General features: G+C 71.2%; 25 protein-coding genes. 13 read left to right on the top strand and 12 right to left on the bottom strand.

Translation table 11 applies throughout. From position 1 onward, the window contains the following. Positions 1-52 precede the first annotated feature (52 nt). The 4 genes from AW271_RS41250 to AW271_RS19425 all read right to left on the bottom strand — a co-directional run bounded on the left by AW271_RS41250 (position 53) and on the right by AW271_RS19425 (position 2,364). Entirely contained in the window at positions 53-520 is a 468-nt protein-coding gene (locus tag AW271_RS41250) for a hypothetical protein (RefSeq protein WP_083976873.1), read from the bottom strand. Between the two features lie 187 nt (positions 521-707). Then, positions 708-1,364: a CLIPPER-2 domain-containing protein gene (locus AW271_RS19435; protein ID WP_245653144.1), complete on the bottom strand. Its 657-nt coding sequence runs from the start codon at positions 1,362-1,364 to the stop codon at positions 708-710. Continuing rightward, positions 1,282-1,761 carry a DUF7927 domain-containing protein gene (locus tag AW271_RS42400; protein ID WP_083976871.1) on the bottom strand — a complete coding sequence of 160 codons (480 nt, stop codon included), beginning with the start codon at positions 1,759-1,761 and terminating at the stop codon, positions 1,282-1,284. Before AW271_RS42400 ends, AW271_RS19435 begins: the two co-directional genes overlap by 83 nt. Before the next feature lie 144 nt (positions 1,762-1,905). Beyond that, positions 1,906-2,364, bottom strand: a complete 459-nt coding sequence (locus tag AW271_RS19425) for a hypothetical protein (RefSeq protein WP_157554386.1) — start codon at positions 2,362-2,364, stop codon at positions 1,906-1,908. A gap of 248 nt (positions 2,365-2,612) precedes the next feature. On the opposite strand from AW271_RS19425, the gene AW271_RS19420 reads away from it, so the two are divergent. Further along, on the top strand, positions 2,613-3,152 hold the full coding sequence (locus AW271_RS19420; RefSeq protein ID WP_062338788.1) for a hypothetical protein: 540 nt from the start codon (positions 2,613-2,615) through the stop codon (positions 3,150-3,152). A 30-nt stretch (positions 3,153-3,182) separates the two neighbouring features. Beyond that, positions 3,183-4,571 (top strand): PepSY-associated TM helix domain-containing protein, encoded by a 1,389-nt coding sequence (locus AW271_RS19415; RefSeq protein WP_062338787.1) that lies wholly within the window; start codon positions 3,183-3,185, stop codon positions 4,569-4,571. Positions 4,572-4,574: 3 nt separating this feature from the next. On the opposite strand, the gene AW271_RS19410 is transcribed toward AW271_RS19415, so the two are convergent. Continuing rightward, on the bottom strand, positions 4,575-5,471 hold the full coding sequence (locus AW271_RS19410) for a sulfite exporter TauE/SafE family protein (protein ID WP_062338785.1): 897 nt from the start codon (positions 5,469-5,471) through the stop codon (positions 4,575-4,577). Between the two features lie 155 nt (positions 5,472-5,626). Between AW271_RS19410 and AW271_RS19405 the strand changes: the two genes are divergently transcribed. From AW271_RS19405 to menD, 11 genes are all read left to right on the top strand, one after another. Next, complete coding sequence (locus AW271_RS19405; protein WP_157554384.1) at positions 5,627-6,004, top strand: hypothetical protein; 378 nt, start codon at positions 5,627-5,629, stop codon at positions 6,002-6,004. A gap of 36 nt (positions 6,005-6,040) precedes the next feature. After that, on the top strand, positions 6,041-6,955 hold the full coding sequence (locus tag AW271_RS19400) for an SDR family NAD(P)-dependent oxidoreductase (RefSeq protein WP_062338781.1): 915 nt from the start codon (positions 6,041-6,043) through the stop codon (positions 6,953-6,955). Positions 6,956-6,968: 13 nt separating this feature from the next. Then, a complete protein-coding gene (locus AW271_RS19395) occupies positions 6,969-7,769 on the top strand; it encodes an isocitrate lyase/PEP mutase family protein (protein ID WP_062338780.1) in 801 nt (266 codons plus the stop codon). A 10-nt stretch (positions 7,770-7,779) separates the two neighbouring features. Beyond that, on the top strand, positions 7,780-8,379 hold the full coding sequence (locus AW271_RS19390) for a sulfite oxidase-like oxidoreductase (RefSeq protein WP_062338779.1): 600 nt from the start codon (positions 7,780-7,782) through the stop codon (positions 8,377-8,379). Continuing rightward, positions 8,372-9,094 carry a ferredoxin reductase gene (locus AW271_RS19385; protein ID WP_157554383.1) on the top strand — a complete coding sequence of 241 codons (723 nt, stop codon included), beginning with the start codon at positions 8,372-8,374 and terminating at the stop codon, positions 9,092-9,094. The genes AW271_RS19390 and AW271_RS19385 overlap by 8 nt, the downstream gene beginning before the upstream one ends. A 2-nt stretch (positions 9,095-9,096) precedes the next feature. Next, positions 9,097-9,366 (top strand): DUF6510 family protein, encoded by a 270-nt coding sequence (locus AW271_RS19380; protein ID WP_062338777.1) that lies wholly within the window; start codon positions 9,097-9,099, stop codon positions 9,364-9,366. A gap of 45 nt (positions 9,367-9,411) precedes the next feature. After that, positions 9,412-10,542 carry an amidohydrolase family protein gene (locus tag AW271_RS19375; RefSeq protein ID WP_062338776.1) on the top strand — a complete coding sequence of 377 codons (1,131 nt, stop codon included), beginning with the start codon at positions 9,412-9,414 and terminating at the stop codon, positions 10,540-10,542. Between the two features lie 87 nt (positions 10,543-10,629). After that, positions 10,630-11,424 (top strand): class I SAM-dependent methyltransferase, encoded by a 795-nt coding sequence (locus AW271_RS19370; protein ID WP_245653107.1) that lies wholly within the window; start codon positions 10,630-10,632, stop codon positions 11,422-11,424. Then, a complete protein-coding gene (locus AW271_RS19365; RefSeq protein WP_062338774.1) occupies positions 11,424-12,608 on the top strand; it encodes an isochorismate synthase in 1,185 nt (394 codons plus the stop codon). The genes AW271_RS19370 and AW271_RS19365 overlap by 1 nt, the downstream gene beginning before the upstream one ends. A gap of 6 nt (positions 12,609-12,614) precedes the next feature. Beyond that, on the top strand, positions 12,615-13,493 hold the full coding sequence (locus tag AW271_RS19360) for a 1,4-dihydroxy-2-naphthoyl-CoA synthase (RefSeq protein ID WP_062338771.1): 879 nt from the start codon (positions 12,615-12,617) through the stop codon (positions 13,491-13,493). After that, positions 13,481-15,130: a 2-succinyl-5-enolpyruvyl-6-hydroxy-3-cyclohexene-1-carboxylic-acid synthase gene (menD, locus tag AW271_RS19355; protein ID WP_062338770.1), complete on the top strand. Its 1,650-nt coding sequence runs from the start codon at positions 13,481-13,483 to the stop codon at positions 15,128-15,130. Before AW271_RS19360 ends, menD begins: the two co-directional genes overlap by 13 nt. On the opposite strand, the gene AW271_RS19350 is transcribed toward menD, so the two are convergent. The 7 genes from AW271_RS19350 to AW271_RS19320 form a co-directional block, all read right to left on the bottom strand. Then, positions 15,100-15,684, bottom strand: a complete 585-nt coding sequence (locus AW271_RS19350) for a GTP-binding protein (RefSeq protein ID WP_062338768.1) — start codon at positions 15,682-15,684, stop codon at positions 15,100-15,102. The two genes, menD and AW271_RS19350, sit on opposite strands and share 31 nt — an antisense overlap. Continuing rightward, positions 15,665-16,024 (bottom strand): DUF742 domain-containing protein, encoded by a 360-nt coding sequence (locus tag AW271_RS19345; protein WP_030452107.1) that lies wholly within the window; start codon positions 16,022-16,024, stop codon positions 15,665-15,667. The genes AW271_RS19350 and AW271_RS19345 overlap by 20 nt, the downstream gene beginning before the upstream one ends. Then, positions 16,021-16,434, bottom strand: coding sequence for a roadblock/LC7 domain-containing protein (locus AW271_RS19340; protein WP_030452108.1), 414 nt, complete (start codon positions 16,432-16,434; stop codon positions 16,021-16,023). The genes AW271_RS19345 and AW271_RS19340 overlap by 4 nt, the downstream gene beginning before the upstream one ends. Then, positions 16,431-18,683, bottom strand: coding sequence for a sensor histidine kinase (locus tag AW271_RS19335; protein WP_062338763.1), 2,253 nt, complete (start codon positions 18,681-18,683; stop codon positions 16,431-16,433). The genes AW271_RS19340 and AW271_RS19335 overlap by 4 nt, the downstream gene beginning before the upstream one ends. A 138-nt stretch (positions 18,684-18,821) precedes the next feature. Then, a complete protein-coding gene (locus AW271_RS19330) occupies positions 18,822-20,318 on the bottom strand; it encodes a prenyltransferase/squalene oxidase repeat-containing protein (protein WP_245653106.1) in 1,497 nt (498 codons plus the stop codon). Next, a complete protein-coding gene (locus AW271_RS19325; RefSeq protein ID WP_062338762.1) occupies positions 20,315-21,109 on the bottom strand; it encodes a terpene synthase family protein in 795 nt (264 codons plus the stop codon). Before AW271_RS19325 ends, AW271_RS19330 begins: the two co-directional genes overlap by 4 nt. Beyond that, positions 21,106-22,455 carry a cytochrome P450 gene (locus tag AW271_RS19320; protein ID WP_083976865.1) on the bottom strand — a complete coding sequence of 450 codons (1,350 nt, stop codon included), beginning with the start codon at positions 22,453-22,455 and terminating at the stop codon, positions 21,106-21,108. Before AW271_RS19320 ends, AW271_RS19325 begins: the two co-directional genes overlap by 4 nt. Positions 22,456-22,684: the final 229 nt, after the last annotated feature.

Genomic DNA, 22,684 nt, shown 5'->3' with positions numbered 1-22,684 from the left:
GGGTCGCCCGCGTCGTCCGGAGAGGACTCGGGCGACCTTTCTCGTTATTCGGTCAGAGGGCCAGTCGGGCGACCGCGAGGGTGCCCAGGCCCGGGACGTACTGGCTGGTGCCGTCGCCCATCGGGGCGCACGTCGCCTCGGCGGTCATGGTGCGGCAGGCCCACGTCTTCCTGGCCTTGACCTTGACCTTCTTGGCATACTTCACGAACTTGTGGGGCTTGTGGTGGTTCTTCCAGCCCCACTGGGCCCAACCGCGGTGGTGGTGGCGGTGGTGCCACTTGCCGTGGTGGTGATGACCGTGGTGGTGCCACTTGTGGTGGTGCCACTTGTGGTGGTGGTGCTTGTGGTGGTGGTGCTTGTGGTGCCATTTGTCGTGATGGTGGTGGCGGCCCTTGTGGTGGTCACGGCCCTCGTCGAGCTCCTCCTCGCCCTCGTGGGCGACCGGCTCGATCGGCCAGGCTTCACCGGCTTGTGCGGCCGGGGCCGGTGGCAGTGCTTCTTCTTCCAGTCCCAGCCCCACTTGCAGTGGTGATGGTGGTGCGGCGGGCGGGGCGGGAGGGTGCGGCTGACGCCGACGGTCACGGTGCACGGCGCGGCGCTCTGGCCGGGCAGGCAGACGGTGTCGGCGATGGTGGTGCTGATCTCGTCTACCAGGTTGCGGCCGCCGGCGTCGCCGTCCGCCCTGATCTGGAAGGTTATGACGACGTTCACGTCGTTCGCGAGCGAGCCCTCCCAGTCGAGGGTGGTGCCGGTGATCGTGGCGGCGCCAGGTTCGAGATCGACCAGGTCAGCGTGTTTCCGTTGACCGCGGCCGTGCCGTGCGTGGCCGTGACGTCGTTGTTGTAGGAGGCGTTGTTCAGCACGTTCGACAGGTTGTCGGTGATACTCGCCGGCGCGATCGGCAGCTTGCCGGTGTTGGTCACCGTGATGGTGTAGGTGAGCGTGCCGCCGACGTCGACCGTCTTGGCCGAGGCGGTCTCGGCGATCGTCAGGTGCGGCGTCTCGACGGCGACCGGGACCGAGGTCGTCGTCTGGTTCGAGGTCTCCGTGACGCCGTTGTAGGCGCCGATGGCCGTCGCCTTCGTGGTGAAGGTGCCGGTCAGCGTCTCGTTCGGCTGGATGACGTGCGAACCGGTGCAGGTCGTCGTCGCCGACGGGGTGCCCTCCGGGCCGAGCGTGGTGCTCGGGCAGACGACGTCGGTGACGTCCGGGTCGTTGATCTTGACGCCGGCGACCGTGCCGATGCCGCCGTGGGTGACGGTGAAGCCGAAGTCGACCGTGTCACCCGCCTTGAACGGGTTGGTCGGCGGGCGCGGGTTGGTGACCGTGGTGGTCAGCGACTGCGGGTCGGGCGAGATCGGCACCGACCGCCCGCACGGCAGCGGGGCGGCCCGGCCGGCGCGGCGCTGGATCGAGAACTCCTGCGTGGGGGTCACGACGCAGTCGGCCCCGGCGGTCGAGGAGGTGAAGCGTCTGGCCGCCCGAGTCGAGGTGCGTCGTCACCGAGAAGGTGATCTTCGCCTGCGCGTTGACCGGCAGGTTGCCCGCCCAGTTCTGCATGGTGCCGGCGATCGAGGCGGTGCCGACCGTCGCGGTCAGGTCGTTGTTGTACGCCGCCTTGTCCAGCACCTTCGACAGGTCGTCGTTCAGCGTGGCCGGGCTCAGCGCGACGCCGCCGGTGTTGGTGGCCGTGATGGTGTAGGTCACCTTCTGACCGGCCTTCGCCGGGTCGGGCGTGACGGTCTCGGCGATGTCCAGCATCGAGGTGAGCTGCCTGATCGGGACCGTGGCCGACTACGACTTCGAGCTGATCGGGCCGGTGATCGAGGTCGCGGTCGCCGTCGTGGTGAAGGTGTCGTGACCGGTCGCGTCCGCGGTGGGTGATCGTGTGCTCACCGGTGCAGGTCATCGACGCGACCGGCGTACCCACGGGGCCGAGTGTGGTGGTCGGTCGTAGACGACGCCGCCGACGCGGTAGTTGTCGTTGTCGGTCAGCTGCAGGCAACCGGGGATCACGCCGGGGGTGGGGACCGGCGGGGTCTGCTGCGTCTCTTGGTTGCACGGCCCGGTGGCGGAGACGCCGGGCGGCGGGGCGGCGGTCGCGCCGGTGAAGGTTTCATTGAGCAGCAACGATGCGGGCTGCGACTGCTTGCGGACCGGGTGGACCCGGGTCTCCTTGCGGAGACGGTTGGCGACCGCCTGCTGGTACCGGTTGAGTTTGACCGGTTTAGCCGTTTTCACGGCCTTGGCCGACGTGCCGGGCATGGCAGGCTCGGCCGACACGGTCGCACGGCTGACCTGCGACCGGAGGTCAGAGGGGTTCTTCTCCGCCGGGTCCGCGAGAGCGGCGGTCGAACCGGCCATCCCGGCTATGAACAGCGCCAAAGTGGCGGTGGAAATAGGCCGAACGAGCGACCTTGAGGTGAAGATCACGAACTCACGCCAAGAGTGTGACTTCGGGTTACTACGGAGGGCAACCGTCCGTGTTCGGTCAACGATCACCTATCACCGGATGTGCCGGTAATCGAACGGCCGGGGCGTCTGTCGCGTATCTCCGGTCATGAGCGCTTGAGGCCCTTGCCTCTCTGATTCTTTCTGGGAGCATTGCGGTCGTGGACATCGGCGGGCCCGGCTTACGTGTCGCACGCGCGGCGCTGTTCGCCGTCGTCTGCGTGCTCGCGTCCCTGGCCATGCACCTGCTCGCCGGCGGTTCCCCGGTCCGCCTCCCGCTCGTCGGCGCGGCCGCCTTCGCGACCGGCTGCGTCGCGTTCGCGCTGGCCCGCCGCCGCCTCTCCGGCCCGGTCCTGCTCGCCTTCTGCTTCCTGTTCCAGTACGGCATGCACCACCTCTTCGCCCTGGGAGCGGTGACCCCGCCGGCCGACCACCACACCGGCGGCGCGGCGGCCGCGCTCGGCATGGCCGTCGCCCACGGCGTGGTCGCGATGCTCTCGGCGGCCTGGTTGTCGCGGGGCGAGAGCGCCCTGACGGAGCTGCTGCACCTCCTGGTGGCCCGGCTCCTCGTGCTGGCGCGGCCCAGGATCCCGGCCGTCGGGGCCGTGGTGTTCCGCGGCGTGGCCGTGGCCGTGCCCGACGGGCGTCTCCTCGCTTCGGTCGTCCGGCGGAGAGGTCCACCGGTTCAGCCCGCCCGCTGAACCCGTCGACCTCTCACCCCGGAGAAAATCATGACTTCCATCGACGTGCGTCCGACGACGCCCGAAGCCGACCCCAGAGCGTCAACACACAACTACCGCCTGCTGTGGCGGTGGCACTTCTACGCCGGGGTGTTCGTCGCCCCGATCCTGTTCGTGATGGCCGTGACCGGCTCCATCTACCTGTTCAAGCAGCCCTTCGAGGCGTGGTCGCAGCGTGACGTGCGGGAGGTGGCCGCCGTCGCGAACCCGGTGCCGCTCGCCGACCAGGTCGCCGCCGCCCAGGCCGTCAAGCCGGGCGTCGCCATCAGGGCGGTGATTCCGCCCTCGGGCCCCGACCGGTCGACCAGGATCATCTTCCAGGGCGCCGACCCGGGCCCGTTCGCCGACGGGATCTCCGTCTACGTCAACCCGGGCGACGGCAAGGTCCTGGGCGTGGTCGACGACGCCGGCACGTTCATGGCGGCGGTGCGCAAGATCCACGGCGAGCTGATGGCCGGGGTGGTCGGCGACCGGATCGTGGAGACGGCCGCCTGCTGGTCGCTGATCCTGATCGCGACCGGCACCTACATGTGGTGGACGACCCGCAAACGCGCCGCCCCCAAGAAGCGGACCCGCGGATCACTACGCCGCCTGCACATGTGGACCGGCGTGGGGGCCGGCGTGGCGATCGTGTTCCTGGTGTTGTCGGGCCTGCCCTGGTCGGGCTTCTGGGGCGACTACGTGAACAAGGCCCAGGCCTACTTCGACTCCGGCTACCCCGAGGTGACCTCGACCTCCACGCTCAGCGGCGACCTGTCGCACCACCCCGACGCCAAGGTGCCGTGGGCGGCCGAGAACCTGCCCGTGCCGGAGTCGGAGGCGCACCACGGCGGTGGCGGCGGCGTGCTCCAGCCGGGCGCGATCGCGCTGGAGGCGGCGCTGGCGGCGGCCCGTCCGGCGATCCGCGACTGCCCGCCCGGCCAGTGCGACCTGAAGATGCTGCTGCCCAGTGAGCCGACCGGCGTCTACACGGTCGTCACCGACCACTACCGCGACCCGTCGGCCGGGCAGACCCTGCACGTCGACCAGTACAGCGGCAAGATCCTCACCGACTACGGCTGGCACGAGTACGGCACCCTGGCCAAGGCCGTCGAACTGGGCATCGCGATCCACGAGGGCCGTCGTTACGGCGTCGTCAACCTGCTGGTGATGCTCGGGGCGTGCCTGGCGCTGATCGGGCTGATCGTGACCGGCGTGTGGATGTGGTGGAAGCGGCGGCCGAAGGGCTCGGTCGGCGCGCCCCGCCGCCCGGCGAACGGGCGCACCACGTGGGGTGTGGTGGCCCTGCTCGCCGTGCTGGGCGTGCTGTTCCCGCTGGCCGGGCTGACGATGGTGGTGATGCTGGTGGTCGACCGCGTCGTGCAGAGGGTGACCGCTTAGGCGTCAGGCCGCCGGGGTCAGTTCGGCTTCGGCGGCCTTCGTCTTGCGGTGCTCGCCGACCGAGTAGACGATCGCTCCCACCCAGACGAGCGCGAGGACGACGTACACGACCGTCTGGACCGCGCTGGAGGCGGCGATCCAGTCACTGCGCAGGAGAGTGCGCACGTTGGTGAGGATGATCAGGCCGCCGACGGCGGAGCCGAGGATGCGCGGCGCGACGTAGCGCACGATGAAGGCGGCGATCGGCGCGGCGATGACGCCGCCGAGCAGCAACACGCCGACCCAGGCGAAGTCGATGTTCTCCGAGCCGATGCCGAACAGGAAGCCGAGCGAGGCGGCGACGGCCACGAGGAACTCGCTGGCGTCGATCGAGCCGATGACCTTGCGCGGCTCCATCCGGCCGCTGGCCAGGATCGCGGGGGTGCCCACCGGGCCCCAGCCGCCACCGCCGGTCGCGTCGACGAACCCGGCCAGCAGGCCGAGCGGCGCGAGGAAACGTTTGCGCATGGGCTTGCCGAGGTTCTTCTTGGGCAGGCCGAAGGCGGTGAAGCGGATCAGGATGTAGAGACCGAGGGTCAGCAGGATCAGCGACATGATCGGCGCGGCCGACTCGGTCGAGAGGTTCGACAGGAAGGTGGCGCCCGCGAACGCGCCGACGGCGCCCGGGATGCCGATCTTCGCGACGACCTTCCAGTCGATGTTGTTGAACCGCCAGTGCGCCACACCCGAGGCGAGGGTGGTGCCGATCTCCGCCAGGTGCACGGTCGCCGACGCCGCCGCGGCGTTGACGCCGACGGCCAGCAGCAGGGTCGTCGAGGTGACGCCGTAGGCCATGCCCAGGCTGCCGTCGACGAGTTGGGCCGCGAACCCGACGAGCCCGAGCAAGATCAGTGACCGCACGGCATCTCCCTTCGATTCCTACTTTGCCCCTAGGTTAAATGATGACCTTTCTGCGATGAAACAGCCGTTCTGTGCCATCTGCATAAGGCCAGGTAGCAGTAAGGGTCTCGCCACTCGACCGGCTCGCCGTCTCACACCTTCCTAATGTCGGCCGTGTGAACGCATTGACGAGCGGAGACCTCGCCCTCGGCGCGGCGGTCGGGGTCGGCGGGCTCGGCCTGAGCATGGTCGGCCTGTGGGTGAACCGGCGCACCCTCGACGAACCGGGCCCGCCCCCGGTGGCGTGGCGCATCGCACGGGTGCGCGGCACCCAGTCGTTGTGCTGGCTGACCAACACCGGCACCGACCGCGCCCTGTCGGTGACCGCCGACTGGCGCAAGGCCGGGCCGGGCCTCGGCGACCTGCCGTCGCAGGTGGCGATCGGGCCGGGGTCGAGCTGGCAGTTCCTGCTGCGCCCGGCGGCCCGGCACCCGTCGGTGATCTGGCTGACCTGGGAGGGTCAGCGGGAACCGGTGGCCGTGCCCCTGCCTTGACCGGGCGTTGACGGCGAGCTCGCTACTTTCGGAGTTATGACCGTTAAAACGCCTTTTGGGGCAGATTCCACGGCGAGTGAGGTCATCGAAGGCATCGACCTCGGCGGCAAGCGCGCCATCGTCACCGGCGCCAACTCCGGCATCGGCCTGGAGACGGCGCGGGTGCTGGCCGACGCGGGCGCCGAGGTCATGCTGGCGGTCCGCGACGTCGACGCCGGCATCCGCGCCGCCGAGGAGATCGGCGGCAAGGTCGCCATCGCCCACCTGGACCTCTCCGACCAGACCTCGGTCCGCGACTTCGTCGCCGGGTGGGCCGGGCCGCTCGACATCCTGGTGAACAACGCGGGCATCTCCGCGCCCCCGCTGACCCGGACCCCCGAGGGCTGGGAGTTGCAGTTCGCCACCAACCACCTCGGTCACTTCACGCTGACCACGGGCCTGCACGAGGCGCTGGCCATGCGGCCGGGCGCGCGCGTGGTGGTGCTCAGCTCGGTGGCGAACCTGCGTTCGCCGGTCGTCTTCGACGACATCAACTACCTGCGCCGCGAGTACGACCCGATGGAGGCGTACGGCCAGTCGAAGACCGCCAACGCGCTGTTCGCGGTCGGCGCGGCCGGGCGCTGGGCGGGCGACGGGATCATGGTGAACGCGGTGATGCCCGGGGTGATCCGCACCCGCATCCAGCGCTACTTCACCGAAGAGGGCTTCCAGAACCTCCTCGACAACACCGGCCGCCCGGCGGGCAAGACCATCCCGCAGGGCGCCGCGACCAGCGTCCTGGTGGCGACCTCGCCGCTGCTCGACGGGGTCACCGGCCGCTACTTCGAGGACTGCAACGAGGCCGAGCCCTACCCGGGCACCGGCCCGAGGCGCGGCTACGCACCCTACGCGGTCGACCCGGAGCTGGCGATGCGGCTCTGGTACGTCTCACAGGAGATGCTGGGAACCTGATCTACTGGCCCTCATGTCGTCTCTCACCGAGAAAGCCCGTATTTTCCGGTCGCTGCACGTCCCCGGCGACCCCCTGCTGCTGCCCAACGCCTGGGACGTCGCCAGCGCCCTGCTGACCGAGGCCGCCGGGGCCAAGGCGGTCGCCACCACCAGCGCGGGCGTGGCCTGGAGCCTGGGCGTGCCCGACGGCGACCACCTCGGCCGCGACCGCGCCGCCGAGGCGGTGCGCCGGGTCACCGACGTGGTCGGGCTGCCGGTCACCGCCGACATCGAGGGCGGCTTCGGCGCGACGCCCGACGAGGTGGCCGTGACGGTCACCCGCATCCTCGAAGCGGGCGCCGTGGGCGTCAACCTCGAAGACGGCCCGCGCGGCCTCGCCGACCAGGCCTCCCGGCTGGCCGCCGCCCGGCAGGCCGCCGACGACTTCGGCGTCCCGCTCTACATCAACGCCCGCATCGACCACTACCTCAGGGGCGGCGACGACCTGGCCGAGACGCTGCGGCGGGCGTCGGCGTTCCTGGAGGCGGGCGCGACCGGGATCTTCGTCCCGGGCGTGCGCGACCCCGGGCTGGCCGCCCAGCTCGTCAAGGAGATCGACGCGCCGGTGAACATGCTGCTCGGGCCGGGCGCGCCGCCGGTGCGCGCGTTCGCCGAGGTCGGCGTGGCCCGGGTCAGCCTGGGCTCGTCGGTCGCCTCGGCCGCCTACGCCGTGGCCAAGGCCGCGACCGAGGAGCTGCTGGGCGGGGGCACGTACACCTCGATCGCCTCGGGGCTCCCCTATGGTGAGCTCAACAACCTCCTGCAAAAGGGGTAGGACGCCAGTTATGGGGATCATTTCGCGCGCCTTCCAGGGCCGCCCGAGAGACCACGACGAGAAGCTCCCGCCGGGCCAGTACCTGGTCCACGACTTCCCGGTCCTGTCGGCCGGACCCACGCCGCGGGTCCCCCTCGACCGGTGGGAGTTCGCCATCGACACCGCCGAGGGCGAGGTGCACCGCTGGTCGTGGCAGGAGTTCCTGGCCCTGCCCCAGGAGACCCCGACCGTCGACCTGCACTGCGTGACCAAGTGGTCGAAGTTCGGCACCGAGTGGCGGGGCGTCAGCCTCGACGTCCTGATGGAGGACGTCGAGTCGGCCGCCGAGTACGCCCTGGCCTACAGCTACGGCGGCTACACGACCAACCTGCCGCTGGAGGACCTGCTCGACGGCAAGGCGTGGATCGTCTACGAGTACGACGGCGAGGAGCTGGCCCCCGCCCACGGCGGCCCGGCCCGGCTGCTGGTGCCGCACCTCTACCTGTGGAAGTCGGCCAAGTGGATCAAGGGCATCCGGCTGCTCAACGAAGACTGGCCGGGCTTCTGGGAGACGGCGGGCTACCACAACTACGGCGACCCGTGGCGCGAGCAGCGGTATCAGGGTGATTAAGCGGCTGACCTGGCGGGTGGCGACGGTCACCGAGATCCGCCAGGAGACCCCGACGGCCCGGACGCTGGTCCTCGACGTGCCCGGCTGGCCCGGCCACCTCCCCGGCCAGCACGTCGACGTGAAGCTCACCGCCGACGACGGCTACAGCGCCCAGCGCAGCTACTCGGTCGCCAACGGCGTCGACGGCGAGCGTGTCGAGCTCACCGTCCAGCAGGTCGGCGACGGAGAGGTGTCGCCCTACCTGACCGAGGTGCTGGCGGCAGGCGACCAGATCGAGCTGCGCGGCCCCGTGGGCGGCTGGTTCGTGTGGCGTCCCCACTCCTCCCCGCCGGTGCTGCTGATCGGCGGCGGGTCGGGCATCGTGCCGCTGATGGCGATGATCCGCTCCCGGGGGAAGTCCGACACCCCGTTCCGGCTGCTCTACTCGCTGCGCGACCCCGGCCAGCTGTTCTACGCGCGGGAGCTGGAGAAGGTGACCGCCGGGGTCGAGGTGGCCTACCTCTACACCCGGACCGCCCCGCCCGACGCGGGCCGCGCCGCCGGGCGGATCCGGGCGGCCGACCTGGTCGCCTACGGCTGGCCGCCGGAGACCGCCCCCGACGTCTTCGTCTGCGGGCCGACGGGCTTCGTCGAGGCCACGGCCGACCTGCTGATCGACCTGGGCCACGACCCGGCCAAGATCAAGACCGAGCGTTTCGGACCCACCGGAGGCTGACCATGGAGCACCTGGACTACCAGGACGGCAACGCCCTCGCCGGGCCGCTGAGCGAGATCTTCACCCTCGACGTCACCACGGCGCAGGGCACCTGCGCGGGCTGCGGCCGGCGCGGCGCGCTGGCCGAGCTGCGCGTCTACGGGCCCCAGCCCGGTCTGGTCGCCCGCTGCCCGGGGTGCGAGGAGGTCGTGCTGACCCTCGTACGCGGGCCGAAGGACGCCTGGCTCGACCTGCGCGGCTCGGTCTCGTTGCGGATTCCCATCACTGAGTAGCCCCATACTCATGCGAAAGCCCGAAAACCGGCGGATATTCGGGCCATGCTCATCATTCGCGCGCGGCGTGTCTTCGACGGCCGCGACCTGACCGACAAGCGGGCCGTCGTCGTCTCCGGCGGCAGGGTCGTCGAGCTGCTCGACGACGCGCCGGAGCACGGCGACGTCCGCGACCTGGGCGACGTCACCCTGCTGCCCGGTCTCGTCGACACCCACGTCCACCTCGCCTTCGACGCCTCCCCCGACCCGGTGGCCGCGCTCGACCGCGAGGGCCTGTACGACCGGATGCGCGCCCACGCCCGCCGGCAGCTGGCCGCCGGGGTCACCACGGTCCGCGACCTGGGCGACCGCGGCTACCTGGCCCTCAAGCTGGCCGGAGACATGCCCGACGGGCCGGAGATCCTCAGCGCCGGCGCCCCGATCACCTCGGTGAAGGGGCACTGCTGGTGGCTCGGGGGCGAGGCCGAGGGGGTCGAGGGCGTACGCGCGGCCGTACGGGAACGGGCCGAGAAGGGCGCGCACGCGATCAAGATGATGATCACGGGCGGCGAGATGACCCCCGGCACCCACTCCCACCTCAACCAGTTCAGCCAGGCCGAGATCGACGCGGCCGCCGACGAGGCCCACCGCCACGGCTTACCCATCGCCGGGCACGCCCACGGCGGGCCGGGCATCGCGGCGGCGGTCGCGGCCGGGTTCGACTCGGTCGAGCACGTCACCTTCCTGACCCACGACGACGTCGTGCCCGACCCGGCGGTCATGGCGGCCATGGCCGCGAACGGCGTCGCCGCCTCGCTGACCGTCGGCGTCCGGCCGGGGGTGGTGCCACCGCCCAGGATCGCCGCGCTGATCCCGAAGCTCGGCCACAGCCTGCGCCTGCTGTACGCCTCGGGCGTCACCATCGTCGGCGGCAGCGACTCGGGCATCGGCCCGCCCAAGCCCCACGGCATCCTCACCCACGGCGGCGAGATGCTGACCACGGCCGGGATGACGCCGGTGCAGATCCTGCGCGCCTTCACCTCCGACGCCGCGAAGGTGTGCCGGATCGGCGACCGGAAGGGGCGGATCGCGCCGGGCTTCGACGCCGACCTGCTCGCGGTGCGCGGCGACCCGACGACCGATCACACCGCCCTGCGCGAAACCGCCGCCGTGTTCCGGAACGGCGCATCACTCTGAGTGTCTGCCGATGTCCTGAAGTAATCACGCCCTAGCATGCGGAACCGGACTGCTTGTTTTTCCCGGGGGGGAAATCCAGTGACGCATGTGCTCGCGCATCAATATGTGTTCGACAACGACGGAGACCACTCGGCCGACCAGCACCGCTGCCTGGCCGACCTGCTCGACCCGCTGACCTTCGGCCGGCTCGCCCAGACGGGCGTCGGCGACGGCTGGAACTGCCTGGAGATCGGGGCGGGCGGCGGCAGCGTCGCCCGCTGGCTGGCCGACCGGGTCGCGCCCCGCGGCCACGTGTTCGCCACCGACATCAAGCCGGGCCTCATCCCGGCCCACGACGGCCTGACCGTCACCCGGCACGACATCGTGCGCGACCCGCTGCCGCCGGCCGCGTTCGACCTCGTCCACGCCCGGCTGGTGCTGAGCCACCTGCCCGAGCGGGCGGCGGTGCTGGCGCGGCTGCGCGAGGCGCTGCGGCCGGGCGGCTGGCTGCAGATCGACGAGATCGACGTCACCCACTGGCCGGCCCTGCTGGCCCCCGACCACGGCTCGCGCGAGCTCTACGAGACGTTCCTGCGCGCCATGGCCTCGGTGCTCGTCGGCGTCGGCAGCGACCCGACGTGGGGGCGCTCGGCCGCGCAGGAGATCGCCGGGGCCGGGTTCGCCCAGATCGACCCGTGGTGCCACGTGGAGGTGTGGGGGCCGAAGTCGCCCGGCCTGGAGCTGCTCACCAGCAACAGCTTCCACCTCGAAGACCACTTCCTGGCCACCGGCCTGACGAAGGACCAGCTCGACGAGGTGCGGAGCGTCATGGCCGACCCGGGGTTCCGCGCGGTGTCCTTCACCGTCCACTCGGTGCTGGCGCGCCGGCCAGAGGAGACCTGATGGAGCTGGTGCGGACGGTCCCGATCCAGGACCCCGGCCCGCTCATCGGCGCCGCGCCGTTCGCCGACAGCCTGCTCTGGCTGCACGGCGACGAGGGCATGGCCGGATGGGGCGTCGCGGCCCGGTTCGAGGTGAGCGGGCCCGGCCGGTTCGAGCACGCCCGCCGCTGGTTCCGGCAGTGGCTGGCGCGGCGCAACGTCGACGACCGCGTGGGCCTGCCCGGTTCGGGGCCGGTCGCGTTCGGCAGCTTCACCTTCGACCACGGGCCCGGCCGGTCGGTCTTCGTCATCCCGCAGGTGCTGATCGCCCGGCGCGGCGGCGCCTCCTGGATGACGACCGTGGGCGACCCCTGCCATCCCGATGGAACGGTCCCGGACCCGCTGCCGAACGTGCGGTGGCTGGCCGAGCCCGACGCCGAGGAACGTTTCCACAAGCAGGTCTCCCGGGCGGTCGAGGACATCAGGGCCGGGCGGCTGCACAAGGTCGTGCTGGCCAGAGACGTGCGGGGGCTGCTCGGCGGGCCGTTCGACCCGCGTACGGCGGTCTCGCGGCTGCACGACCGGTTCCCCGGCTGCTGGACGTTCGCCGTCGACGGCCTCGTCGGCGCCTCCCCGGAGCTGTTGACCGGCCGGTTCGGGCGGATGGTGAAGTCGCTGGTGCTGGCCGGCACCGACTGGCCCGGCGGGGCGATCGGCCTGGGCACCGAGAAGACCGCGGTCGAGCACGAACTCGCCGCCGACTCCGCCGAGGACGTGCTGCGGGCCCACTGCTCGCAGCTCGACGTCCACGAACCGCACGAACTGCAACTGGCCAACGTCACCCACCTGGCGACCCGCATCAGCGGCACGCTCAGCCACAACGTCGACGCGCTCACCCTCGCCTCGCGGCTCCACCCGACCGCCGCCGTCTGCGGCACCCCGTTCCGGGAGGCCCTGTCGCTGCTGCGCGAACTGGAGAACCTCGACCGGGGCCGCTACGCCGGCCCGGTCGGCTGGCAGGACGCGCGCGGCGACGGCGAATGGTGCATCGCGTTGCGGTGCGCCGAGGTGAAGGGGCCCGACCTGCGGCTGTTCGCCGGATGCGGCATCGTCGGCGACTCGAACCCGGCCTCGGAGTGGCACGAGACCGAGGCGAAGCTCGGCGCCATCCGGGATCTGTTCGCCGAACCCACTTGCGTAAAGTGAGACAGCATGGTTTCTGAACTGTTCGACGAGAAGGCGTGGCGCCCCGTCGAGGGCTTCGACTTCGCCGACATTACCTACCACCGCGCGGTTGACCAGGGCACGGTTCGGATCGCCTTCAACCGTCCCGAGGTGCGCAACGCGTTCCGCCCGCAGACGGTCGACGAGCTCTTCCAGGCGTTCGACCACGCCCGGCAGCAGGTCGACGTCGGGTGTGTGCTGCTGACCGGCAACGGGCCCTCGCCGCGCGACGGCGGCTGGGCCTTCTGCTCCGGCGGCGACCAGCGCATCCGGGGCAAAGACGGCTACCAGTACGCCGACGGCACCCCGGCCACCGGCCGCCTCCACATCCTGGAGGTGCAGCGGCAGATCCGCTTCATGGGCAAGGTCGTCATCTGCGTGGTGCCGGGCTGGGCGGCGGGCGGCGGCCACAGCCTCCACGTCGTGGCCGACCTGACCCTCGCCAGCCGTGAGCACGCCCGGTTCAAGCAGACCGACGCCGACGTCGCCAGCTTCGACGGCGGCTTCGGCAGCGCCTACCTGGCCCGCCAGGTGGGCCAGAAGTTCGCCCGCGAGATCTTCTTCTTGGGCGACACCTACGACGCCGAGGCCGCCCACCGGATGGGCATGGTCAACGCGGTGGTGCCCCACGAGGAGCTCGAGGTCGTCGCCCTCGAATGGGCCCGCAAGATCAACGCCAAGAGCCCGACGGCGCAGCGCATGCTGAAGTACGCGTTCAACCTCATCGACGACGGCCTCGTCGGCCAGCAGGTGTTCGCCGGGGAGGCGACGCGGCTGGCGTACATGACCGACGAGGCGGCCGAGGGCCGCGACTCGTTCCTCGAGAAACGTTCACCCGATTGGAGCCCGTTCCCATGGCACTTCTGAGCGGGAACGGCTCCACCGCGCTGGCCGGGGTGGTCGTCGACGAACTGGCCCGCTGCGGGCTGGCCGAGGTCGTCGTCTCCCCCGGCTCGCGCTCGACGGCGCTCGCGCTGGCCTTCCACAACAACGAGCACGTGCGGCTGCACGTCCGGGTCGACGAACGCTCGGCCGCGTTCCTGGCGCTGGGCCTGGCCCGGCGGTCGGGCCGCCCGGTCGCTCTCGTCTGTACGTCCGGCACCGCCGCCGCCAACTACCTGCCCGCCGTGGTCGAGGCCGCCGAGTCGGGCGTCCCGCTGCTGGTGCTGACGGCCGACCGGCCGCCGGAGCTGCGGGCGACGGGGGCCAACCAGACGATCGACCAGATCAAGCTCTACGGCGGCCACGTGCGCTGGTTCTGCGAGATGGGCGCGGCCGAACCGGGCCAGATGCCCTACTGGCGGACCACGATCGACCGGGCGTGGTCGGCCATGCTCCATCCCGACCCGGGCCCGGTCCACCTCAACCTGGCCTTCCGCGACCCGCTGATCCCGTCGGGCGACGCCGACAAGCTGCTGGAGGGCCGCGCCGACCGCCGTCCGTGGACGTCGATGACGCCGCCCTCGATCTCCGCCGACGCCTTCGAGCTGCCGGCCGAGGAGCGCGGCGTCATCGTGCTCGGCGACGGCGCCGAAGACGACGATTGGGAGGGCCTGGCCGAGTCCACCGGCTGGCCGATCCTGGCCGAGCCCACGAGCGGCCACCGCAGCGGCCCGTCGGCCGTCTCGACCTACCGCAGCCTGCTCGGCGATCCGGCCTTCGCCCGGGTGTTCCGGCCCGGCCTGGTCGTCACCTCCGGCCGGGTGGGGCTGTCACGCGCGGCGCTGGCCTACGTCCGGTCGGCCGAACGCCACGTCGTGGTCTCGCGGGCCGCCCGCCACCCCGACCCGACCCGCACCGCGATGGCGGTCGTGCCGTCGGTGCGCCCCGGCGAGACGACCGGCCCGACCGAGTGGACGGCCACCTGGCACGAGGCCGAGAAGCGCGCCCGCGACGCGATCGACCTGCTGCTCGACGCCACTCCGCTGAGCGAGCCGAGGCTGGCCCGCGACCTGGTCGCGGCGCTGCCGCAGAACGCGTTGTTGTTCGCCGGGTCGAGCATGCCGATCCGCGACCTCGACCTGGCCATGCGGCCGCGCGACGGCGTGCGGATCCTGGCCAACCGGGGCGCGTCCGGCATCGACGGCCTGGTGTCGTCGGCGATCGGCGCGGCGCTGGCCCACGACGGCCCCTCCTACGCCCTGATCGGCGACCTGTCGCTCATCCACGACCAGAACGGCCTGGTCATGGGCCCGCAGGAGCCCCGGCCCGACCTGACGATCGTGGTCGTCAACAACGACGGCGGCGGCATCTTCTCCACCCTCGAACCGGCCGGGCGGCCGGAGTTCGAGCGCCTCTTCGGCACGCCCCACGGCGTCAGCGCCCGCGACGTCGCCGCGATGGCGCAGATCCCGTACGCGCGCGTCAACGGCGTGAACGAGATGCAGCCCAGCACCGGCCTGTGGGTGGTCGAGGTGGTCACCGAACGCGACGAACAGGCTGCCGTCCGGCGGCGCATCCAGGAGGCGGTGTCTCAGACCTTGGCGACCGGCCGCCTGCTGTAGGCGTGCTGGACGAGGGTGATCAGCACCTCCTTGCCGGAGGCGCGGCGGCGGGCGTCGCACAGCAGCACCGGGATGTCCGCCGGCAGGCTGAGCGCCATCTTCACCTCGGCCAGGTCGTAGACGGGGGCGCCCTCGAAGCAGTTGACCGCGACCACGAACGGGGTGCCGCGCCGCTCGAAGTAGTCGACCGACGGGAAGCAGTCGGAGAGACGGCGGGTGTCGGCGAGCACGACGGCGCCCAGGGCGCCCCTGGCCAGTTCGTCCCAGACGAACCAGAACCGCTCCTGGCCGGGGGTGCCGAACAGGTAGAGCACGTAGTCGTCGCCGACGCTGATCCGGCCGAAGTCCATGGCCACCGTGGTGGTGGTCTTCCGCTCGACGCCCGACAGGTCGTCGACGCCGACGCTGCGGTCGGTCAGCACCTCTTCGGTCCGCAGCGGCTTGATCTCGGAGACCGCGCCGACCATCGTCGTCTTGCCCACCCCGAAGCCGCCCGCGATGAGCAGCTTCACGGGGGTGGGCATGCGGACCTTGTCAGAGGGCACGGAGGCCATCGAGCACCGCCCTATACATTCGCTCGTCGAGTACGTCCACCTCGGGCTGCGGGTCCTGGACCGCCACGAAGCCCGAGTCGAGCAGGTCGCCGAGCAGCACCCGGACCGTGCCCGCGGGCAGGTCGAGGGCGGCGGCGATCTCGGCCACCGACAGCGGCCGGCGGCAGAGCCGCACGATCGCCAGGTGCTCGGGGTCGAGCCCGACCTCCAGCCCGGTCGGCTGCCTGATGGCCACCGCCAGGGAGATCAGGTCGAGGTTCGCGCGGGCCTCGGTGCGGCCGCGCGAGATGACGTAGGGACGGACGACCTGCTCGTCGTACAGCTGCTCGTCTGGGTTCACGGGTCGCTCCTGCCCGTAGAAGACGACACCGACCGTGCGGGAGACGTCAGGTACTGCCCGACGCGGACGACGAGCATCGCCATCTCGTAGGCGACGAGGCCGACGTCGGCGTCCTCCTCGCAGAGCACCGCCAGGCAGGCGCCGTGGCCGGCGACGGTGACCACCAGGTAGGCCGACCGCATCTCGATGATGGTCTGCCGGACGGCTCCGCCCTCGAAGCGTTCGCTCACGCCGCGGGCCAGCGACTGCACCCCGGCGGCCACCGCCGACAGGTGCTCTGCGCTGGATATCTCCAGGTCCCGTGAGCTCGCGAGCAGCAGCCCGTCGGAGGAGAGCACGATGCCGTGCCGCACCTCCCGGACGTTGCTGACCAGGTCGTCGAGGAGCCAGGCGAGGTCGGCGGCGGTCACCGATCGTCCCCTTCGTTCTGTTGGAGTTTGCGGGCCGCATCGGACCGGCCCCGCCGGGTGCCCGACTGGAACGAGCCCATGATGCGCATGATCTCTTCAGGTGACCGGTCGTCGTCCTCGTCCTCCGGTTCGGCGAGGTCGTCGACCACGTCACGGAGCGACGGGGCGATGCTCGCCTGGGGAACGCGGAAAGGCAGACCAGACGGGGTGAACTCGGTCACGGTGGCCTCCGGGACGCGCGGAGCGACAGGGGTGTCCTGCTCGGGCTCTGGGCGGCGCTGGGTGAGCTGCGCCACGGGCGCGGCGAGCATCGTGACCTCGGCCAGTCTCGGGAGGGCCTCGGGCAACTGCTCGGCCGGGGGGATGTCGGCGGGCCGGTCGTCGATGACCAGCTCGCTCGGCAGCAGTACGACGGCGGTCGTGCCGCCGTAGGGCGAACTCTTGAGCGAGACCCGGATGCCGTGGCGTTCGGCCAGGCGGCTGACCACGTAGAGGCCGAGCCGGGCGGTGCTCGACAGGTTGAACTCCGGCGGGTTCAGGATGCGGGCGTTGGCCTCGGCGAGGTCCTCCTCGGTCATCCCGAGACCCCGGTCCTCGATCTCGATGGCGTAGCCGCTGGCGACCGGGTGGCCGCCGACCTGCACGACCGTGTAGGGCGGCGAGAACGACACGGCGTTCTCGATCACCTCGGCGAGCAGGTGGATGACGTCGCCGACCGCCCGGCCGGTCAGGTCGACCTGGCCCATCGGCATGATCGTCACGCGGGTGTAGTCCTCGACCTCGGCGAGCGCGCCGCGCACCACGTCGACCATCGGGACCGCGCGCCGCCAGGCGCGGGCCGGGCTCGCGCCCGACAGGACGATGAGGTTCTCGGCGTTGCGGCGCATGCGGGTGGCCAGGTGGTCGACCCGGAACAGGTCCCGCAGCTCCTCGGCGTCGGTCTCGCGGCGCTCCATGACGTCGAGCAGGGTGAGCTGGCGGTGCACGAGCGACTGGGTGCGCCGGGCCAGGCTGAGCAGGATGTCGCGGATCGACTGCCGGAGCTCGGCCTCCTCGACGGCGGTCCGGATCGCGGTCTCCTGCACGGCGTTGAACGCCTGGCCCACCTGGCCGATGACGTCGCCGCCGAACTCCAGGGGCGGCGCCTCCTTGGCGACGTCGACCTTCTCGCCGTGGGCGAGCCGTTCGACGACGCCGGGCAGCCGCTCGTCGGCGAGCTGGTGGGCGGCGTCGCGGAGCTTCTCCAGCTGGGCGACCAGCCGCCGGGCGGTGGTGATCGACAGGATGACCGACGCGATGACGGCCACCAGGCCGAGGCCGCCGGCCAGCACGAGCCGGACGATGACGCCCAGCGCGACCGGGGTGGCCCGCTCGACCACCCGGTCGCCGCCCGCGAGGACCTCGTCCATCATCCGGCCGAGGGCGACCGAGGTGGTCTGCTGCCACTGGTCGGCGGTGACGGGCGGCGCCTCCAGGGTCCGGCCGCGCTCCATCACGGCGTTCTCGACCTGGCGCAGCCGGGTGAACGCGTCGCTCTCGAGCAGCGTGTCGAAGTAGGCCCGGTCGACCGGCCGCAATTCGCTGACCTGCTCGGCCGTGTGGAAACGCTGGGCCCCGACGATCTGCACGAATTTCGCGTGTTCGGCGGCGCCGAATCGGCCGGCCGCGATCGCGCCCGCGAGCAGCGCGTCCTCTTGCGAAAGAACTTCACGTGCGCGCTGGAGACTGATGTAAGTGCGAGCGTCCTTCGCGATTTCGTCGTCGTCGAGGGTCGCGACGGAGAAATACGTGCGGAAGATGGCGTCGAGCACCTTGGTGTAGCCGTCGGCGGCCTGGTCGCGGTTGATCCGGCCCTGGTCGACCGCCTTGCGGATGTCGGACAGGCCCGACAGCAGGCCGAACAGCTCGTCGAGGCGCTTGGTCGTGTCGGGGCTGGAGGCGAACTTGACGTCGTCGCCCTTGGCCAGGCTCTCGAAGTGGGCCCTGGTCTGGTCGGTCTTGGCCCGCAGCCCGGACATGTCGGCCAGCGGGCGGCGGCCGGCGAGCTGCACGACCGACGCGCGCCGTTCGTCCTGGAGTGCCAGCACGAGCCCGTCACTTGGTTGCGCGACACCCTGGTCGAAGGTGTTCACGAACAGGAGGTTGACGCCTTCCCGGAGCGTGACCCAGGCCGCGAACCCCCAAAGGGCCGCGAGGGACAGCAGCAGTGCCACCACCTTGGTGCGCACTCGGGAATTGCGGAAGCGCATATCAACCACCCTGGGACGTTTCCCGGCGATTACTAACTCGTCACCGCTTAGCGGGGATTTCCGGGGCGCAAGCCGCAAGCGCCCCGGGGAACCTTAGCAATGCCGGGAAACACACTCAACACGTGTCCCTTTATGTGCTCATATCTGAAGATAGGCCGCTGCATTCCGTCGCGTAAGATGACGCGCCGCGATCATGGCCGCTCTGACGATGGAAACGGGCAGGTACAGGTCCTTGTCATGCCACAGCGGCGGCCATTCCGACATGTCGTCCTCATCGGTCAGAAAGGCGTGCCCGCGGGCCACCGCCTCGCGGTGCCGGAGCCCTCCGACGAGCAGTAAGATCTGCAACGCGTACGCCGTCTCCTCGGGCGTGCCGGCCCACCTGCCCCACGATCCGTCGTCCCGCTGGGTGGCGACCGTCCAGGTCAGCGCCCTTTCGACGCTCTCCTCGGCGGCCGGGCCGCCATACTCGCGCAGGGCCAGGGCGGCGCAGGCGGTGGCATAGAGGGGGCTGGCGTGCCAGCGGTCCCGCCACGAGCCGTCGGGCAGCTGTTTCGCGACGAGCCAGGCGGCGGCCTTCTCCATCGGGGGGCGGTAGCGGCGGGCCTCCGGCGCCAGCTTCAGGTATTGGCCCAGCGCGTCGAGCACATGAGCGTTCGTGCTGATGGAGGCCCCTTCCTCGCTCTTCCAGGTGCAGAAGTGGGTGTCGAGTTCGTAGGCCAGCAGGCACTCGGGGTCGTACGGGATGCCGAGCAGCCCGAGGGCGTAGAGGGCCACCGAGGTGGTGTCGCAGTCGGGCGGCAGGCCGGTGCCGGCCGGGCTGCCCGCCGGGCCGATGGCGGCCACCAGGTCGGCCAGCATCTCGGCCGGCGGGTCGACCCGTACACCGGCTCTGACCAGGGTGCTCAGCACCCAGCCGCGCTCGAAGACGGTGATCGGCAGGCCCACCGGGACCGGCCCGCCGAACCGCCGGACGACCGCTTCGAGGTGCAGGCGGGCCGGGTTGCCCGGGGCCAGCAGCCCCCGGTGGCCGAGGTAGGCGGCCGTCGCGGCGGGGGAAGCTCCGACCGTACCAATAGAAGTAAGTCCTGTTTGCGCAAAAGTCGCGGAATCTCCCGCTATTTCCAGTGCATGAAGCAATTTCTCTGGAACTTGCGCACCCGATTTCAACCAGCCGCGAATTCGGCGGAGCGGGGCCGTGCTCATGCCGGGCGGGATCGGCAGGCCCGGGTCGCCGAGACGCACGTTGATCAGGCCGATCAGGTGCGGCACGATCAGCTCGATCGCCGGCATGTCGGGCAGCGGCCGCCACGGTTCGTCGCCCAGCAGGCGGGCCAGCGCGGCCAGCCCCCGCCGCGCGGCGGCCTTCGGATCGCCCCGGCGCGGCGCCGGATCACCCCGGTCGACGGCGGACAGCAGGGCTTCGGTCGCCGACAGGGTGGGCACCAGGTCATAACCGTCGGGCGCGCCCCAGCCGCCGTCGGGGCGCTGCCCGGCGCACAGGTACTCGACGCGTTCGGCGTGCCCCACCAGCCAGGGCGCGAGGGTGACCAGGCGGCCGGTCTCGTAGACCGACGTCGACACGTCGCCCCACGGCCGCGACATCAGGTCGCGGACGAGTTCGTCGGCGGTCACCGGCTCCCCCAGTAGTCGGCGACGCCGTAGAAGCCGGAGCTGTAGCCGATCTGGCGGCCCAGGTAGCCGGCCTGGGGGCCGTCGCCGATGAGCTTCCTCGCGGCCCCGACCAGGCTCTCGACGCGGGCGCGCACCTCGTCGGGGGTCGGGCCGAGCATCAGCGCGTTCAGGTCGCCCCAGCTCACGTCGCGGTGGTGGGTGGCCAGGTCGTTCAGCAGGCGCAGCACCTTCTGCACCTCGTCGCTGGCCGGGAGCAGGTCGGCCACGCCGGCCACCCCGTTCCTGGTCCAGTGGGCGACGTTGACGAACGTCGAGCCGAAGTTGGCCGCGTTGCCGAGGTAGACCTCCAGCGTCGGCAGCTCGCCGGCCGCCTTCCAGGCGAACTCGCGGCGCATGGCGTGCAGCATCCGGGCCAGTTCGGCCTCGAACAACCCCTGGGTGTCGGCCACCTCGTCGCGGATCTCGCCGAGGAAGGCCGTCAGCGGGCTCTTGGGCACGCCGCTCAGGCACTCCTCGACGATCGTGTCGACCTCGGCGAGCTCCGTCGCCCGGTGGTCGATCAGCCAGTCGACCGCGAAGATCCACAGGGACAGCCGGTTGGCCACCCGGAGCTCGGCCACGGTCGCGTCGGGCGAGCCGAACGCGTTGGCCAGCGAGACGGCGGTGAACAGGGTCGCGTCGAACGGCCTGGCCGGGAACAGATCGGGATGAGCGGCGGCGCGGGCGGTCAGATCGCGCGCGGAAGCCGCCGCCAGCCCGCTCACCCGGCCGGCGGTGTGTGCGTCGATCACGTGGTCACCCGGCGCAGGATCATCTCGATCTTCTTGCGGCTGCGCAGCGTGCCCGCGGGCTGCACCGGGAACGGCGCCTCGGTGACCAGCTCGGGCCGGAACCGCTTCAGCAGCCCGGCGATCAGCAGCGGCGCCTCGATGAAGAACAGGTGCTGCCCGAGGCACAGGTGCGGCCCGGCCCCGAACGGCAGGTAGGAGTAGCGGTGCCGCTTCTCCCGGTCGCCCTCGAACCGGGTGGGGTCGAAGGTCAGCGGGTCGGGCCAGAACTCGTCCAGGCGATGGGTGATGTACGGGCTGATGAGCACCTGCGACCCGGCCTTGAGGGTGACCCCGCCGATCTCGTGGGTTCTGGTCACCATGCGCGGCATGGCCCAGCCGGCCGGGTAGAGGCGCATCGTCTCGCGCAGCACCGTGTCCAGGTAGCGCAGCCTCGGCAGCGTGTCCGCGCCGACCGGCCCATCACCGGTGACCTCGTCGATCTCCGCGTAGAGCCGGGCCGCCACGTCGGGGTGGTCGTGCAGGATCGGCCACAACCAGGTCAGCGCGACCGCGGCGGTCTCGGTGGCGGCCCCGTAGATGCTGGCCAGGTCGTCGCGGAGGTTGAGCTCGGTGAGCTCGCGACCCTCGTCGTCGCGAGCGCGGACGAGCGCCGAGATGATGTCGGGCCCGTCGCTCCTCTCCTTGCGGGCCTGCCGGATCAGCGGGTAGATCACGTCGTCGATGGTCTGCCGCGCTTCCATAAACCTCCGGTCGCCCGGCAGCGGCACCCGGTCGGGCACGAACGGCAGCGCGATGCGGAAGGGCAGCGCGGTGTTCGCGGTCGTGTACGCCGCCCCGAGGACCTCGGCCTCGCGCGGGGAGATCCGGTCGCCGAAGAACACCGAGACGACCGCCCGGGTGACGATGCGGTTCATCTCCTCCATGGCGTCGATCGGCACGTCCGGGGTGAGCTCGTCGAGGCCCCGGTCGATCGTGGCGGCCATGTCGTCGGTGAGCGAGGCCACGTAGCGGGCGGTGAAGAGCGGCTGGAGCACCTTGCGGCTGGCGGCCCAGCCGGGCCCGTCGCCGATGACGCTGTCGCCGAGCAGCCGCTCGACGGGCTTCCAGAACATGCCCTTGCGCAGGTAGCTGGTCCAGTCGGCGCGCAGCGCGTGCTGGAGGTGGTCGGGGTGGCTCAGCAGGTAGGGCCGGAACGGCCCGACGTCCAGCCGGACGATCTCCCCCCGGGCGGCTCTGGCCACGTCGGTCAGACCTTCGAGCGGGGCTTTGACGACCATGGGCAGCAGCCGGCGTAACGGCAGGTTGCGTGGGGGTCGGGCGGGTCTCGCGGGTGTCTCGACGGACATTTCTCGGGTGCTCCCCACAGTGAAGGATTTGCGCAGCACAGTCAGCACCCCCGGCGGAGGGGCGCTTGAACGGTCCAAGAGATCGTGCGTACGTGACGGGAACGGTGACCGGTTTCGACGGCCTGTTGAGTGCCGGTTACCTCCCGATCTTTCACTTCACTAGTGATATGTCGTATCTGTGATGTTTTGCCGTACCTTCGGCATCACCGGCGCAGTATCACATGATCAA

The organism is Herbidospora sakaeratensis, from assembly GCF_001570525.1.
Lineage (GTDB): Bacteria > Actinomycetota > Actinomycetes > Streptosporangiales > Streptosporangiaceae > Herbidospora > Herbidospora sakaeratensis.
Note: the sequence above shows the minus strand (reverse complement) of the source record. Positions and strands in the feature narration are given on the sequence as shown.

What these genes read in the sequence shown, in the direction of transcription:
- AW271_RS19375 (WP_062338776.1), top strand. Translation starts at nt 9,412, where the DNA reads ATGCTCATCATTCGCGCGCGGCGTGTCTTCGACGGCCGCGACCTGACC.
- AW271_RS19360 (WP_062338771.1), top strand. Translation starts at nt 12,615, where the DNA reads ATGGTTTCTGAACTGTTCGACGAGAAGGCGTGGCGCCCCGTCGAGGGC.
- AW271_RS19365 (WP_062338774.1), top strand. Translation starts at nt 11,424, where the DNA reads ATGGAGCTGGTGCGGACGGTCCCGATCCAGGACCCCGGCCCGCTCATC.
- AW271_RS19395 (WP_062338780.1), top strand. Translation starts at nt 6,969, where the DNA reads ATGTCGTCTCTCACCGAGAAAGCCCGTATTTTCCGGTCGCTGCACGTC.
- AW271_RS19390 (WP_062338779.1), top strand. Translation starts at nt 7,780, where the DNA reads ATGGGGATCATTTCGCGCGCCTTCCAGGGCCGCCCGAGAGACCACGAC.
- AW271_RS19350 (WP_062338768.1), bottom strand. Translation starts at nt 15,684, where the DNA reads ATGGCCTCCGTGCCCTCTGACAAGGTCCGCATGCCCACCCCCGTGAAG.
- AW271_RS19425 (WP_157554386.1), bottom strand. Translation starts at nt 2,364, where the DNA reads ATGGCCGGTTCGACCGCCGCTCTCGCGGACCCGGCGGAGAAGAACCCC.
- AW271_RS19400 (WP_062338781.1), top strand. Translation starts at nt 6,041, where the DNA reads ATGACCGTTAAAACGCCTTTTGGGGCAGATTCCACGGCGAGTGAGGTC.
- menD (WP_062338770.1), top strand. Translation starts at nt 13,481, where the DNA reads ATGGCACTTCTGAGCGGGAACGGCTCCACCGCGCTGGCCGGGGTGGTC.
- AW271_RS19335 (WP_062338763.1), bottom strand. Translation starts at nt 18,683, where the DNA reads ATGCGCTTCCGCAATTCCCGAGTGCGCACCAAGGTGGTGGCACTGCTG.
- AW271_RS19415 (WP_062338787.1), top strand. Translation starts at nt 3,183, where the DNA reads ATGACTTCCATCGACGTGCGTCCGACGACGCCCGAAGCCGACCCCAGA.
- AW271_RS19320 (WP_083976865.1), bottom strand. Translation starts at nt 22,455, where the DNA reads ATGTCCGTCGAGACACCCGCGAGACCCGCCCGACCCCCACGCAACCTG.
- AW271_RS19380 (WP_062338777.1), top strand. Translation starts at nt 9,097, where the DNA reads ATGGAGCACCTGGACTACCAGGACGGCAACGCCCTCGCCGGGCCGCTG.
- AW271_RS42400 (WP_083976871.1), bottom strand. Translation starts at nt 1,761, where the DNA reads ATGCTGGACATCGCCGAGACCGTCACGCCCGACCCGGCGAAGGCCGGT.